The 13,993-nt window shown below is 71.2% G+C and carries 12 protein-coding genes and 1 other annotated feature (1 of these 13 running past the window's edge); of the genes, 4 read left to right on the top strand and 8 right to left on the bottom strand.

All coding sequences use genetic code 11. The features are described 5' to 3' along the window. The first annotated feature begins 12 nt into the window (after positions 1 to 12). Positions 13 to 1,623 carry a helicase HerA-like domain-containing protein gene (locus tag MODMU_RS03465; RefSeq protein ID WP_014738783.1) on the top strand — a complete coding sequence of 537 codons (1,611 nt, stop codon included), beginning with the start codon at positions 13 to 15 and terminating at the stop codon, positions 1,621 to 1,623. Between the two features lie 6 nt (positions 1,624 to 1,629). On the opposite strand, the gene MODMU_RS26700 is transcribed toward MODMU_RS03465, so the two are convergent. The 4 genes from MODMU_RS26700 to MODMU_RS03445 form a co-directional block, all read right to left on the bottom strand. After that, positions 1,630 to 3,621 (bottom strand): hypothetical protein, encoded by a 1,992-nt coding sequence (locus MODMU_RS26700; protein ID WP_014738782.1) that lies wholly within the window; start codon positions 3,619 to 3,621, stop codon positions 1,630 to 1,632. A 73-nt stretch (positions 3,622 to 3,694) separates the two neighbouring features. Beyond that, positions 3,695 to 4,480: a GNAT family protein gene (locus tag MODMU_RS03455; protein WP_014738781.1), complete on the bottom strand. Its 786-nt coding sequence runs from the start codon at positions 4,478 to 4,480 to the stop codon at positions 3,695 to 3,697. Position 4,481: 1 nt separating this feature from the next. Further along, entirely contained in the window at positions 4,482 to 4,916 is a 435-nt protein-coding gene (locus tag MODMU_RS03450) for an S-adenosylmethionine decarboxylase (protein WP_014738780.1), read from the bottom strand. Between the two features lie 109 nt (positions 4,917 to 5,025). Then, a complete protein-coding gene (locus MODMU_RS03445) occupies positions 5,026 to 7,317 on the bottom strand; it encodes a putative bifunctional diguanylate cyclase/phosphodiesterase (RefSeq protein ID WP_051144113.1) in 2,292 nt (763 codons plus the stop codon). Positions 7,318 to 7,708: 391 nt separating this feature from the next. Between MODMU_RS03445 and MODMU_RS03440 the strand changes: the two genes are divergently transcribed. Then, a complete protein-coding gene (locus tag MODMU_RS03440; RefSeq protein ID WP_014738778.1) occupies positions 7,709 to 8,926 on the top strand; it encodes a tyrosine-type recombinase/integrase in 1,218 nt (405 codons plus the stop codon). 18 nt (positions 8,927 to 8,944) lie between these two features. Here MODMU_RS03440 and MODMU_RS03435 read toward each other — a convergent pair whose 3' ends face one another. From MODMU_RS03435 to MODMU_RS30270, 3 genes are all read right to left on the bottom strand, one after another. After that, positions 8,945 to 9,163 carry a helix-turn-helix domain-containing protein gene (locus tag MODMU_RS03435; RefSeq protein ID WP_014738777.1) on the bottom strand — a complete coding sequence of 73 codons (219 nt, stop codon included), beginning with the start codon at positions 9,161 to 9,163 and terminating at the stop codon, positions 8,945 to 8,947. A gap of 525 nt (positions 9,164 to 9,688) precedes the next feature. Then, positions 9,689 to 10,108: a hypothetical protein gene (locus MODMU_RS03430; protein ID WP_231851757.1), complete on the bottom strand. Its 420-nt coding sequence runs from the start codon at positions 10,106 to 10,108 to the stop codon at positions 9,689 to 9,691. 503 nt (positions 10,109 to 10,611) lie between these two features. Then, complete coding sequence (locus tag MODMU_RS30270; RefSeq protein ID WP_430699187.1) at positions 10,612 to 11,706, bottom strand: DUF732 domain-containing protein; 1,095 nt, start codon at positions 11,704 to 11,706, stop codon at positions 10,612 to 10,614. A gap of 262 nt (positions 11,707 to 11,968) precedes the next feature. Here MODMU_RS30270 and MODMU_RS03425 point away from each other — a divergent pair, with 262 nt between their 5' ends. Continuing rightward, positions 11,969 to 12,319, top strand: a complete 351-nt coding sequence (locus MODMU_RS03425; protein ID WP_014738773.1) for a hypothetical protein — start codon at positions 11,969 to 11,971, stop codon at positions 12,317 to 12,319. Between the two features lie 104 nt (positions 12,320 to 12,423). Here the strand turns inward: MODMU_RS03425 and MODMU_RS28315 are convergent, their stop codons facing one another. Next, positions 12,424 to 13,095: a hypothetical protein gene (locus MODMU_RS28315; protein ID WP_166503387.1), complete on the bottom strand. Its 672-nt coding sequence runs from the start codon at positions 13,093 to 13,095 to the stop codon at positions 12,424 to 12,426. A 541-nt stretch (positions 13,096 to 13,636) separates the two neighbouring features. Between MODMU_RS28315 and MODMU_RS29925 the strand changes: the two genes are divergently transcribed. Further along, on the top strand, positions 13,637 to 13,954 hold the full coding sequence (locus MODMU_RS29925) for a transposase (RefSeq protein WP_014738770.1): 318 nt from the start codon (positions 13,637 to 13,639) through the stop codon (positions 13,952 to 13,954). Beyond that, positions 13,915 to 13,993: a sequence feature (AL1L pseudoknot), on the top strand (it continues 50 nt past the right edge of the window). It overlaps the preceding gene by 40 nt.

Here is a 13,993-nt window from a genome sequence, read left to right as displayed (position 1 = left end):
GGAACGGACGACGTGACCACACCTGACGAGCAGGCCCCCGCCGACCCGGGCACCGCGGCCGACCCCGTGGCCGGCGCGATCGCGGCCGGCTACGACTTCCCGGGACCGGCGCTGGAGTTCGGCTCGGTCGTCCACGGCGGCGTCCCGCACCCCACGGCGCAGGTGCGCGTGCCGCTGTCGATGATGAACCGGCACGGGCTGATCGCCGGGGCAACCGGCACCGGCAAGACCAAGACCCTGCAGCTGCTCGCCGAGCAGCTCTCCGCCCAGGGCGTGCCCGTCGTGCTCGCCGACGTCAAGGGCGACCTGAGCGGCCTGGCCCGCCCCGGCGAGGCCGGCGAGCGGGTCACCCGCCGCGCCGCGGACACCGCCGACGACTGGACGCCGACCGGGTTCCCCGTCGAGTACCTGGCGCTGGGCGGCCTGGGCACCGGCGTGCCGCTGCGCGCGACGGTCACCAGCTTCGGCCCGCAGCTGTTGAGCAAGGTCATGGACCTCAACGCCACCCAGGCCAGCTCGCTGGGCCTGGTGTTCCACCACGCGGACGCCGCCGGGCTGCCGCTGCTGGACCTCAAGGACCTCCGCGCGGTGATCAGCTGGCTGACCAGCGACGCCGGCAAGGCCGACCTCGAGCAGCTGGGCGGGCTGTCCCGGGCCACGGCCGGCGTCATCCTGCGCGAGCTGGTCACCCTGGAGGACGGCGGCGGCGACGTCTTCTTCGGCGAGCCCGAGTGGGAGACCTCCGACCTGCTGCGGACGGCGCCGGACGGCCGCGGCGTCATCACCGCGGTCGAGCTGAGCGAGCTGCAGGACCGGCCCCGGCTGTTCTCCACCTTCCTCATGTGGCTGCTGGCCGACCTGTTCGAGGAGCTGCCCGAGGTCGGGGACCTGGACCGGCCGAAGCTGGTGTTCTTCTTCGACGAGGCGCACCTGCTGTTCACCGGCGCGAGCAATGCCTTCCTGGAGACGGTGACCCAGACCGTGCGGCTCATCCGGTCCAAGGGCGTGGGCATCTTCTTCGTCACCCAGAACCCCACGGACGTGCCGACGCCGGTCCTCGGCCAGCTGGGCAACCGGGTGCAGCACGCGCTGCGGTCGTTCACCCCGGAGGACGCCGACGCGCTGAAGAAGACGGTGCGCACCTACCCCAAGACCGACGCCTACGACATCGCCGAGACCCTCGGCGCGCTGGGCACCGGCGAGGCGGTGATCACCGTGCTCAGCGAGCGCGGGGCGCCGACGCCGGTCGCCTGGACCATGCTGCGCGCGCCGCGGTCGGCGATGGCCCCGCTGGACCCGGCCGCCCAGCAGCAGGCGGTCGCGGCCTCCCCGCTGCAGGCGCGGTACGGGACCCCGCTGGACCGCGACTCCGCCTACGAGCGGCTGGCCGCCCGGATGGCGCCGCCGGAACCGGCGCCCGCCCCCCGCCGGGCGCCCGAGCGTGAGCCGGCCGACGAGCCGGCCCCCCGGGCACGGCGGCGCAGGGAGCCGGAGCCGGCCGACGACGGCGTCCTGGGCCAGGTGCTCAGGTCCTCGGCCTTCCGGTCCTTCGCCCGGTCGGCGGCCTCGGCGCTGGGCCGGGAGGTCACCCGCGGCATCTTCGGCACCCGCCGCCGCCGCTGACCCCGGTCAGCGGTAGGTGATGCTGACCCGGTTGTCCCGGTAGCTGACGGTGCCCTGCTGGAAGTCCTGCGCCGACCCACCGGGGACGCCGTACGCGTCGCCCACCGGGTAGCCGAGCCGGCCGTTCTCCCAGCCCTGCGACGCCCAGCCGTCCCGGAGCGCCCCGGAGACCGGACGTGCGCCCGTGCGGGGGGACCAGTAGACGCTGCCGCCCTGGAACACCTGGAAGCAGCCGCCGTCCCGCAGGCCGCAGACGGGACCCCTGATCGGGTAGCCGAGCCGGCCGTTCTCCCAGCCCTGCCACGCCCAGGCGTCCCGGATCGCCCCGGACACCGGCAGTGCGCCGGTGCCGCGGGACCAGTAGACGCTGCCGCCCTGGAACACCTGGAAGCAGCCGCCGTCCCGGATGCCGCAGGCCGCCTCCGTCGTCGGGTAGCCCAGGCCGCCCCGCTCCCAGCCCTGCGCCCCCCAGGCGTCGCGGATGGCGCCCTCCGTGATCCGCGGCCCGGTCCGGGGTGACCAGTGGACGCTGCCCCACTGGAACAGCTGGTAGCAGCCGCCGTCCCGGAGGCCGCAGGCCTCGTCGGACATCGGGTAGCCCAGCGGACCGTTCTCCCACCCCTGGGCGGCCCACCGGTCCCGGATGGCACCGCCGACGACCCAGGTGCCGGTGTAGCGGTAGGAGTAGACGCTGCCGCCCTGGAAGTGCTGGTAGCAGCCGCCGTCCCGGATCCCGCAGACCGCGTCGGTCGTCGGGTAGCCCAGGGTGCCCCGTTCCCAGCCCTGCGCCGCCCACCTGGACCCGATGGCGCCCTCGATGCGCCGCACACCGGTCGCGGCGGACCAGTACAGGCTGCCACCCTGGAACTGCTGGAAGCAGCCGCCGTTGCGCAGGCCGCAGACCGTGTCCGTCAGCGGGTACCCCAGCGCGCCGGCCTCCGCGCCCAGTCCTCGCCACCTGTCCCGGATCACGCCGGTCACCAGGTGCGGGCCACCGGTCAGGGGGTACTCGTAGAGGCTGCCGCCCTGGAACTCCTGGCGGTGGCCGGCGTACCGCATGGGGGTCCCGGCCAGGTCGACGGGGTTCGAGGTGGGCCAGCCCAGACTGCCGGCGGGGCCGCCCAGCTGGGCGTACCGGCTCGCGCCGAAGTCCGTGTAGTAGGCCGTCGTCGCACCGGGTGCCAGCAGGACCGACCCGTTGGCGTAGTCCCGGACCGTGCCACCGGCCCGGGCGTACTCACCGGTCACGGAGTGGCCGAGGACGCCCTCGGGCCCACCGAGGGCCCGGTACACGACGCTGATCGGCGTCGAGGGCTCCCCGGGCACGGTCACCGTCACCGGGTCGGACGGCGTACCCGGGTGGTCGTCGGCCTCCGGCCGCGCGAGCCGGTAGGTGTACTGCCCGGCGAGGAGGTCGGTGTCCGACCACCGCGCACTGCCGGACACGCGCTGGCTCCGCCCGTCGCGCAGCACGAGGTACTCCGCCGACGGGCCGAGGTCGTCCCAGCTCAGCTCGGCCCGCCCCGGGCTCACCGTGACCACCAGACCGGTCGGCGCGGGCACCGGCGGTTCCGGGACCGCGGTCACCGCGCGGGACTCGGCTCCCTCCACACCCCGGGAGTCCACTGCGGAGACCGTGTACGAGTAGCTGACGCCGACCTGGAGGTCGTCGTCGGACCAGCTGCCGGTGCTCGCCCCGGAGATCGGCGGCAGCGGATGACCGTCGCGACGGACCTGGTAGCCCACGGCTCCGGGGACGACGACCCAGTCCAGGCGCACCCGGGTGCCGAACACCCTGGCGTCGTACAACCCCGGTGCGGGCAGCAGCGAGGTGGCCGACGGGCTCACCGTCCCGGACGTCGCCGGCGCCGTCGTCCCGGCCGGCGCCGCGGAGGCGGGCGGTGCGACGAGGCCGATCGAGCAGAGGGCCAGGGCGACGACGACCGAGCGCGCGCCCCTCCGACGGTGTGGCCGGTCCTGGCCTGACTGCCGTGTCATCTGTCGTCCCGGGTCCGCGGCTGTGGGCTGCCGCGATGGCGGCGCGGAGATGGTGACACGGAGCGACGTCAGATCAGCCGTAGGTGACGCCGACGCGCTCGCCGCGTCCGGCGGCCAGGTCCGCCGGGGTGGCGGAGATGGTGGGCAGCTCACCGTCGAGCATCACGGGGGCGACATCGGGCCGGCGGGCCCGCATGTTCGGCGCGATGTCGTCGAGCAGGCAGACGCACGGCGTGCTCGCCGGGGAGCCGAGGTAGTACTCCGACCCCGCGCCCGGCATGACGGTCCACGGCACGCCCATCACCCGCAGCAGCCGGAGCACCCGGTCGTCCAGGACGGTGACCCAGCCCTCGACGCCGCTGAGCCGGGAGAACCGGTAGAGGCCGTGGCAGAGCGCCAGGGTGACCTCCCCGCGGCCCGCGCCGCTGCGGTGCCCGCGGGCGACGGCGAGGGTCGCGACGTCCCAGACCACCCGGTCGGCGAGACCGGCCGAGCGCAGCGAGTCCGGCACGGACACCTGCCAGGGCGGGCCCGCGACGTCGGTCAGCGTCTTCAGCTCACCTGCGGCGTCCGGGACGATCAGCCGCATCATCCCCAGCGCCGACCCGTCGGAGTCGTCGAGGACGACGACGTAGCGGGAGCGGTCGGCATAGTGGCCGTACTCCTGCTCCATGACCTCCGGGGTGTTGTCGAACGAGTCGAGGAAGACCTCCGCCTCCAGCGCCTGGGCGGCGGCCACCTCGGCGGCGGTGTCGGCGACGACCAGCCGCAGCCCGCGGTCCGGCGGAGCCAGGCTGCTGGTCCCGAAGAGCTGCGGGTGGACCGGGCCGCCGGGCGCCGGCGGAGGAGCGGTTCCCACGTCAGAAGGACTTCGCGACGATCGTGCTCGCGGAGAGGAAGTCCTGGGTGAAGGCGACGGCGGTGTCCACGTCGAAGGCCTTGCACGTGTACAGGTCCACGGAGAAGAACAGCCGCGGCTGCTCCCAGGCGTAGAAGTGCGCGCCGGAGGTCTCCCAGTGGATCCAGCCGGCCCAGCCGTACAGGTCGGAGCGGTGCGTCACCGGTTCGATGAGCTGCACCATGTCGACCGCGCGGGACAGCGCGGACAGGTAGCCGCGGATGAGCTCGTCGTCGACCGGGTGCGCGGGGACGCCCTCGATCACCAGCCGCTGGCGGAGGATGTCGGGCGCGAGGTCGCGCCACTGCTCGGTCCCCGTCGGCAGCGGCTGCCGGTCGCCGGTGCCGAAGAGGTGGGGTCGGACGAGGTCGGTGGCGGTGATCGGGGAGGCTGTCACGGAACCCAGCGTGGCGGGTCAGCAACACAGCGCGCGCGAGCGCGACGGCGTGTCCGCTGGTGAGATGTGCCGAAGTTGGCCGACCGCGCTGGTCAGCCCGTCGCCGAGGTCAGGCGGCCGTCGGGTCCAGCTCGGCGGCGGCCGCGGTCGCGGCGAGCCAGGCGAGGAAGTCGGCGACCGGCATCGGGCGGGCGATCGCGTACCCCTGGGCCACGTCGCAGCCGAGCTCGGCGAGCACCGCGCCGGTGGCGACGTCCTCCACGCCCTCGGCCACCAGGCTCAGCCCCAGGTCGTGGGCGAGCGCCACGGTGTGCCGCACGATCGCGGCGGCCCGCGGGTCGCAGTCGACGTCCGCCGTGAGGCTGCGGTCCAGCTTGAGCTCGTCGGCGGGCAGGGTGCGCAGGTAGGCCAGCGAGCTGTAGCCGGTGCCGTAGTCGTCGATCGACGTCCGGACGCCGAGCCGGCGCAGGTCGCCCAGCACGGTGCGGCCGCGCTCCGGGTCGGCCATGAGGGTGTCCTCGACGAGCTCTAGCGTCAGCGCGCGGGGCGGCAGCCCGTGCCGGCGCAGGGCCGCGGAGACCTTGCTCGGCAGGTCCAGGTCGGTGACGTTGGCTGCGGTCAGGTTCACCGACACGGCCACCTGCTGCTCGGTCCACCACCGGCCGGCCGCGGCGAGGGCGAGCTCCAGCACCTGGTCGGTCAGCGGCCCGAGCAGCCCGGCCTGCTCGGCGGCGGGCAGCAGGTCGGCCGGCGAGAGCAGCCCGCGGGTCGGGTGCTGCCAGCGGACCAGCGCCTCGGCGCCGACGACCGTCCCGTCCCCCAGGGAGACCTGGGGCTGCAGGAAGACGACCAGCTCGTCGTCGGTGAGCGCGGTCCGCAGCTCCTCCATGGTGCGCAGCCGGTCGCCGGCGGACTTGGCGGTGTCCGGGACGTGGACGTGCACGCCCTCGCGGGTGCTCTTGGCGGTGTACATCGCGACGTCGGCGGAGCGCAGCAGCTCCTGCACGCTGGCGGCGGGGACCGGGGCGGTCGAGACGCCGATGCTGACGCCGACGTGCAGCCGGATGCCCTCGACGGTGAACGGCTGGAGCAGCAGCTCGCGCAGCCGGTGGGCCAGGGCCTGCGCCTCGGCCATGCTGGTGTCGGGCACCATGACGGCGAACTCGTCGCCGCCGAGCCGGGCGAGGACGTCCTCGGCCCGCAGCGCGCTGCGCAGCCGCGGCCCCACCTGGCGCAGCAGGTCGTCGCCGGCGGGGTGACCGAGGCTGTCGTTGACCTCCTTGAACCCGTCGAGGTCGAGCAGCAGCAGGGCGGCCGGCCGGGCGGGGGTCGCCGCGGCGAGGATGGCCTGGGCCCGGGCCAGCAGGGCCCGGCGGTTGGCCAGCCCGGTGAGCTCGTCGGTGCGGGCCTCGAGCTTGACCTCGTTGAAGCCGCGGACCTCGTTGAAGGTGACCGCGATCCGCACGATGCCGGCCAGCACGCAGGCGATGGCGAAGTATGCGGAGACGGCGGGCATCGGGTACAGCCAGCCGTAGCCCAGCACGAACAGGCTGGCCACGGTGCAGACCAGCGGCACGGCCAGCAGCCGCCAGCCGATCCGGGAGCCGACGGCGGGGTCGGCGGGCTGGGGCTGCTCGCGGGCCCAGGACGCGGCCAGCGCGGCCAGGACCATGCAGGTCAGCCAGCCCAGCTCCAGCGGGCCGCCGTCGACGTAGCGGCCCTGGTACTGCAGGGAGAACAGGATGATGTCCGAGCCGGCGACGAAGGTCAGCCCCACGGCGAGCGCCAGCAGGATCCGGTCGAACCGGGCGCCGAGGATGGAGCCGACCGCGACCAGCACCGCCAGGAGCAGCACGTCGCTGGTCGGGCCGACCAGCTCGGGCAGCGACACGACCCGCTCACCGGCGTGCGGGAACAGGTAGGGGCCCAGCACGAAGGCGACACCGAGGGAGAGGCTGCCCAGGGCGCCGATGACGCCGTCGAGCCACATGCTCGGGTGGAAGCGGGGCACCCGCGCCCGGATGATGCCGACCACGAAGACGTAGAGCATCAGGTACCCGGCGAGGGTGAAGACGAGGGACAGCGTGGTCGCGGGCCCGTTGCCGTTCACGTCGGCGGCCAGCACACGCAGCGCGTTGCCGACCGCGCTCAACGCCAGCGCGAGGCCGAGACCCGTCCAGGGGAACCGCTCGCTCCGCACCCGGACGGCGGCGGCGAAGCAGCCGGCCGTCGCGGCCAGGTAGGGCAGGTTGAACAGGACGACGTCGTAGGCCCGGTCCCAGGCCAGACCGGCGGGACGACCGCCCACGCCGGTGGCGTACAGCAACGAGAAGGCGACGGTGGCCAGCAGCGTCCACGCCGGTCGGCGCCGCACCGTCGCCGGTCGCTGTAGCTGCTCCATGGACCTGTCATCGACCTCCGGGAGCTGCTTCCGCAGGCTGGTCCGGGTGCCGGTCACCCGTCCGGGTGATCAACGGCCGGGGTCGACTGGCTGGGAGGTGGAGAGCCGCCTGTCGGAATCCGACCGACGACCTTCTCATTACGAGCGCCTCCGGGACTTCACCAGGCACCGCCGTATGCCGCCGTGCCAGACCGTTCGTCCAGGTCAGAGGGGGCGATGGGCACCGCCGTCGACCACCGCTGACCAGGTACCGCCGGCTACGGCGTGCCCAGTTCGTGCCCAGCGCCTCCCCCGCTGGAGTGGTGTCAGGGCTGCCCGCGACGCTCCCCACCACCGCTCGAACCCCGCGCTCGATCGGGTGGGCGATCGGCCGGAGCGGAGGGAGTGGTCAGTGACCGGGACGGTGTTCAAGCGGTGCAGCTGCCCACCGGCCGTTGACGCGGCGGGCCGGCGGAAGAACTGCCCGAAGCGGCACGGATCGTGGTTCTTCGCCCACGACGTGCGCGATCCCTCCGGACGGCGACGTCAGGTCCGGCGGGGCGGCTACGACTCCGCCGCCGACGCCCGGGCCGCGCTGCAGGCATCGCTCGCGGTGACCGGACAGGGCGTGCGGGTGCAGGACCAGCGGCGGGTCACCGTGGCCGGCTACCTGGAGAGCTGGTTGGAGCGGAAGAAGGACGCCGGCCGGTTCCGGCCGTCCACCGCGTTGCACACCCAAGGGCACCTGCGCGACTACTGGATCCCGCTGCTCGGCCACTACCGGCTTGCGGACCTGACCGTGGACGACGTCGACCGGGCGTTGGCGTCGTTGCGCCGGCAGGGCACTCGGTCCAAGCGGCTGTCGCCGTCGTCGGTGCGCCGGATCCACGCCACGCTGCGGTCGGCGCTCAACGACGCCGTCCGGCGCCGCGTCATCCCCTACAACCCGGCGGCGCTGGCCGAGCTGGAGCCCACCCGCCGTCCGAAGGTCCGTCCCTGGGAGCCCGAGGAGCTCGGCGCCTTCCTGGACGCCTCCGCCGGCCACCGGTTGGGTGTGCTGTTCGAGGTGTTGGCGATGACGGGGCTGCGCCGCGGTGAGGTCGTCGGTCTGCGCTGGGGTGACGTGGACTTGGACAAGCGGGTGCTGTGGGTTCGCCAGTCAGTGGTGCAGGTCGGCTACGAGAGCGTGGTCGGGCAGCCGAAGACCGCCAGCGGCGAGGACCGGCGGGTGGATCTCGACGCCTCGACGGCAGGATCGCTGATCGCCCACCGGCTGCAGCAGGACGCGGAGAGGGCAGCGTTCGGCGCGGCGTACGAGGAGCACGACCTGGTGTTCGCCCGCGAGGACGGCTCCTACCTCAAGCCCGAGGTCGTCTCCAGGACCTTCCAGGCTCTCGTCGCTGACGCCGGGCTGCGGCGGGTGCGGCTGCACGACCTCCGGCACGGGCAGGCGTCGATCATGCTGGCGGCCGGCGTCGACATGACCGTCGTCTCGAAGCGTCTCGGGCACTCCGGCATCCGGATCACGTCGGACACCTACACACATCTGCTGGAGGGCGTGGGCCGGCAAGCCGCCGAGGCTGCCGCCGCCCTCGTCCCGCGCGGATCGGGAGCGCACCGGTCGGGGTGACGTCGCGTCGAACCTCTGTCACCCCTGAGCTGACCGTTGCTGCGGCAGCCCGAGAAATGCACGGAGACCGGCGGTTGGCACCACCCACTGCCGGCCGACGCGGTAGGCGGGGAACGGAAGCTCGTCCCGGCCGGCCAGCGCGTAGGCCGTCGTGGACCCGATGCCGAGCGCGATGCGGCAGGCGGTCACCAGGTCGGTGCGTAGGCCGAGGTCGTCGACGTCCTGGACGCCGAGCATGCGCGAGCCCGCAGCTCCACTGTGCGCTGCACTGCCAGGACCGTCGGCGGCTCGGACAGGAGGGCCCGGGGCTGCGGCTTTCGGGTCCACATGAGGCACCAAGGCCGGTCGAAGCGGTCGACGACTGCGAGGTTGGCGCCGAGTGCCGCCTGTCGGAACCCCCGAGATGCTCAACTGCTCGTCGCTCACGTCCGTCCTCCTTCTCGTGGCGCCCACCTGAGGCGGGGCAGGCATGACCGAGAAGGCGTCAGTGACGAGCTGGAACTGACGTGGGCCAGGCATCGTCAGAACGTGCCCACTCCCCCACGAACGCTGGCCTCATCGGCGCCCCTGCTGACGGTGCTGGCCTCACTGCTCTGAGCGGAGCAACTCGTCACAACGAATCGCGTCCGCCCGAGTGCATGAGGTGTGTCGGATGGTGATCTTGTCTTCGGGAGAAGGTGACAGTGGAGCGCGTCGAGCTGGTCGGCCGCCGGGCGGGGATCGGCGATCGAGGCCGTGCGGCGCGCTCCGGACCCTTCGGGGTCAGCCGATCGACGGTGGGCGGGCGGTGAGGGTGAGCCCGCGCTGCTCGGCGATTCGGACGGCGATGTCGGGGACGGTCTGCTCGCAGCGGTCGGCAGCGGCCCGTGTGTAGAGGACGACCGCCGAGACGGCGTAGGTCCACAGCCGCGGCTCCCAGGCCCCGGCCTCTCGCAGGAGATCGGGCAGCAGTCCGCCACCCAGGCACGCCGCGGCGTAGAGGGCGTACTGGGTGCGGTAGCGCAGCGTGCGCCCGTCCAGCATCTGATCGGAGAGATAGCGGTCTGTCAGCCCCTCGTACTCCAGCGGATCGCTCCCTGGCGGGCAGGCGAGGCCGAGTGCGGTGGCCGCGACCTCGAGCAGGGCGACGTCGGGCGTGAAGTGACCGGGAACGTCGCAGGGCGCGACCGCGCCCAGGAGCACGAGAACGTCGTCATCCCCGGCCGCGAGGCCGGACAAGATCCGGACTTGGGCGTTGAGGTGCAGGACCCCAGGATCCTCAACTCGGCGCTTGACCACGCGTGCATCGTCTCGCGCGTTGCCTTGCCGGAGAACGCCTGACTGAGCGCAGTCACAAGCGAAGTGGGCGGTGGTGTGACCGCAGGGCTACTGCAGCCCGACGCCGGTCGCCAGCGACAGCCGGTCCTGGACAGGGGCAGGTGTCCCAGAAGGCGGCTTCAGGGACACAGCGACTGCCGGCGCACCAAGTGCTCCATCGTCGGCAGGTACAGGGACCACCCATGCGGGGTGACGTCCCGCTGAGTGGTGGATGTGGCCCCCACCGTGTCAATCAGCGATGGGGTGACTTTGACGCGATCAGGGCCGGCTCCGCTACCTGCTCACCAGGCTCGGGCACCCGCTCGGGCCCGCAGCCGTCGTGCGGCAACAGTAGCGGCAACGGTGCGATCGCCTCCTCCGGCATGTCACTACGTCGAGGGCACATACCTCGCAACTTCAGGCCAGACGGTTTCGCAGGGGACTCCATTCCTATCGGCGTCCATGAGATCCGGAGCGCCCCATAGGAACCAATAGTCCACCGCTTGCTTTGGCCCCAGCCCGAGCATCGAAAGTTCAGCACACCGCAGGCCATCGGGAAGGGCAGAGATTTCGCCTAGCGCGGACACTGCGGTGGAGTGCAGCCAGGTGTAGAGAGGGTCCGGATACTGATCGGCGATGTCGACCATCACTTGATATCCACACAAGTCTACGACCTCTAGCACGACGTCGGTCAGGGCGCTTAAGGCAGCATTCGACCCGGTCGTGGGCATCTCCCCTCCGGGGAATGCTGCCTGAACTTGCTGATGGAAAGACGTCACGGCCGCCGACAGCGGAGAACATGGCTGCCCGGCAGGCGCCGTCGGCCGCGCGCCGCCCGTCTCTTCCCCAGGAGAGGACCTCGGCAACTTGCAGTAGGTTCGTCCAGCCGCTGCCGCCATCACCTCTAACCTCTGTCGGTCACTCGAAGACGAGGTGGTTGCGAAGATCTGAGGCAGGGTAAAACCTTCACTCAGTCGAGCACAGACGGCCTCGCCGATCTTGATGTATTGCGCCTGGTCTTGATAGGGGGGCCCAATCTCGAAACCGTGTTCGATTAGGTCGCCAAGATAGAAGGTGTCATACGCCGTCAGGCATTCCCAGGCGCACGCCTTATTTGCCTCGGAGGCAATGGACTCTGGGATGAGCGTTGTGAGAGCAGGTGCGATCGCAGCTTCCGCGGTGCTGGTTGCGCGCGTAGGCGGAGTGTCCGCGGTAGTTGTCGCAGCAACTGTCGGCGCGGAGGAAGACCCAGCGTCCGAGCAGGCTGACAGAGCGACGGTGATCAGCGCCAACGTGGCCAGCAGCCAAGCGGCCGTCGACCGCTGGTGTCGGCGTCCCCGCAAAACCTCGGATCGCCGCGCAGTGAGTCGACGACGTTGCCGGCTAGCTCCCGAGCATTGCCCGTGAAAGTGTCCCCCTGCGGCGCTGGGATGAGCGCCAGAACCAAGAGTCAAGCGACGAGGATGACGTTCAGTGGTGCCCACGCTGCTCCCCGCGCCCTTGGTTCGCCGACTCGATCCGTCAGTCGAGAAATCTTCGCGCACGACTTGGCACGCGGCAGTGATGACGGGCGGCGGGTCACCCAGAAAGTGGAGGGCGCAGGTGACCCGCAGTGGGCCGTTTAGGCGAACGTTGGCAGCCGAGGCACGAGCTACAAGTGCGGGGCATCACTCGTTTGGGCGATCTTGAGCGTGTTGTCGCTGTCGAAGCGCTGGGTCATCACTGAGCGGGCCTAGTGTGCGGGCGGTGCGAGGGCGCCTGCTTACTGTTCTGCTCGGCCTGGTTCTGGGGGTCACCTGCCTGAGCGGCTGCGCCGTTGCCGGCGCCGTGCTGGGGGTGGACGCGCAAAGCTTGGACACCTCCGGCTTCACCGAGGACGAGGCCGACTACCTCATCGATCTATTCGACGGCGGGGTCATCACCGGCGAAGAGAGTCGCACCAGCCTGCGCAGCCTCGTTGACGTCGGAAACGCCGTGTGTCTGCTTCCGCCCAGCGGGGAGAACGACGCCGAGTTCCTCGCCAAGGCTGTCGAGGCTGGGGGGACTTTCTCGGGGGCGGACGCCCTCCTGCGCGCCGCTCGTGCGCACTTGTGCTGATCTCACTTTCCGTGGTGTTGGGATTGTGAACGGGTAGTCAATGCACGGGGTCTTGCCCCTGGCCGTGAGGGCGGCTTAAGAGACACCCTGTGTCGGCCGCGACGTCACGCCGTCGCGGCCGCCCTCCTCGCGGCAGCGGTGAAGTCCTCAGCGTCGAGGTGGTCGAGCAGATCGCTCGTCATTGACACCCGCCAGCCGTTGACATGATCAGCGTGACGAGCTTTCTCCCGGACGACGTCTACTGGCACCAGAACAGCGCGATGCACCTTGTAGTCGATGTCCCGAAGCAAAACGAAAGCGGCACGTTCGAAGTCCCACGAACGGAAGACACTGGTCTGCAGCTGGCTGTTCCGCACGGGGACACTGACCACCCGAGTCTTCACCTGAACTCGCTGCCCGTCAGGCGTCGTGAGGTCGAAGGACTTCACCGAGAAGTTGTCGACGAGTGCGCCACCCAGCGCCCGACACGCAATCCATTCCCCGAAGTCGCCCGCTGGTGCGTTGTTCGAGCGAACAACCCCTCGGCGCCTTAGTTCAGCGAGTATCTGCACATAGCCATTCAGAAGCTCGGCGGTGCTGCGGCCATCAACCGGAGCAGCCACCGTCGGCAACGTCGGGGCCGTAAGTATTCCTGGAGCCACTGACGGCGCGGAAACTTTGGGATCAGCGGACCCATTGCCGAGCATGGCCACGGCCTTCGCTCGGAGCGCCTCACTGGGCAACTCATCAAGCACCGAGGAATCCGCTGTGCCGAGCTCGCGCAGCCGACGTCCCACCAGAGAGGCATGCCGGGCATCGTGACCGGGGCGGTAGAGCGCCGAGGTGCTGACGGTCTCACCGCAGCCGCAACGGCATGTTCGAGGCAGAGTCGACACGCTGGCAGTGTGCCAGCGCGTTTGAGCGCGCCCGCTTCCGCTCCCGAAGACTCGCTTTTGGCACTCGACCGGACAGACGGGCCTGGGATGACTTTGCGGTCGGTGTGCGCGCCATCGCGCTGACACTTGGCTCTGGGAGCTTGTTCGGCTAGCCGCCTGGCATGGAGGGATCGCGAGGATCAACGGTGTCTCTGAGTGGGCCGCTTGAGGACATCCGAATCGGAGACCGTTGCTGAGTCACCTCCATGCGGTCGGCAGCCCACTCATCTGACGACTAAGCCGCCATTCGGCCGGCCGCTCGTCTGGCGAGAACCAAGCGCACCCGGCGGCGATCCACTTCGAGCGGTAATCACGGACTGACATGAGATCGAGATCATCCACGCCTGACTTTATCCCGCCCCGGGTCTGATGGAGGCTCTCCATCCACGTGAGGATGAGAGTCATGGCGGCACCGAGGAAGTACCCCGACGAGCTGCGTGAGCGGGCGACCCGGCTGGCGGTCGAGGCGCGGCGTGACCCGGCGACCCGGACCGGGGCGTTGAAGCGGATCGGCGCGCAGTTGGGCATCAACGCCGAGACGCTGCGCAACTGGGTGATCCAGGCCGAGATCGACGAGGGCCACCGACCGGGCACCACGACCGATGACGCCACCCGGCTGGCCGAGCTCGAGCGTGAGGTCCGCGAGCTTCGTCGAGCGAATGCGATCTTGAAGAGCGCGTCGGCTTTCTTCGCGGCGGAGCTCGACCGCCCCTCCCGCTGATCGTCGCCTACATCGATCAGCACAAGCTCGAACACGGGG

It is taken from the genome of Modestobacter italicus (assembly GCF_000306785.1).
Classification (GTDB): Bacteria; Actinomycetota; Actinomycetes; order Mycobacteriales; family Geodermatophilaceae; genus Modestobacter; species Modestobacter italicus.
This window is presented reverse-complemented; position numbering and strand designations above follow the sequence as displayed.

Coding starts and splice junctions, on each gene's coding strand:
- MODMU_RS03445 (WP_051144113.1), bottom strand. CDS start 7,317: ATGGAGCAGCTACAGCGACCGGCGACGGTGCGGCGCCGACCGGCGTGG.
- MODMU_RS26700 (WP_014738782.1), bottom strand. CDS start 3,621: ATGACACGGCAGTCAGGCCAGGACCGGCCACACCGTCGGAGGGGCGCG.
- MODMU_RS29925 (WP_014738770.1), top strand. CDS start 13,637: ATGGCGGCACCGAGGAAGTACCCCGACGAGCTGCGTGAGCGGGCGACC.
- MODMU_RS03435 (WP_014738777.1), bottom strand. CDS start 9,163: ATGCTCGGCGTCCAGGACGTCGACGACCTCGGCCTACGCACCGACCTG.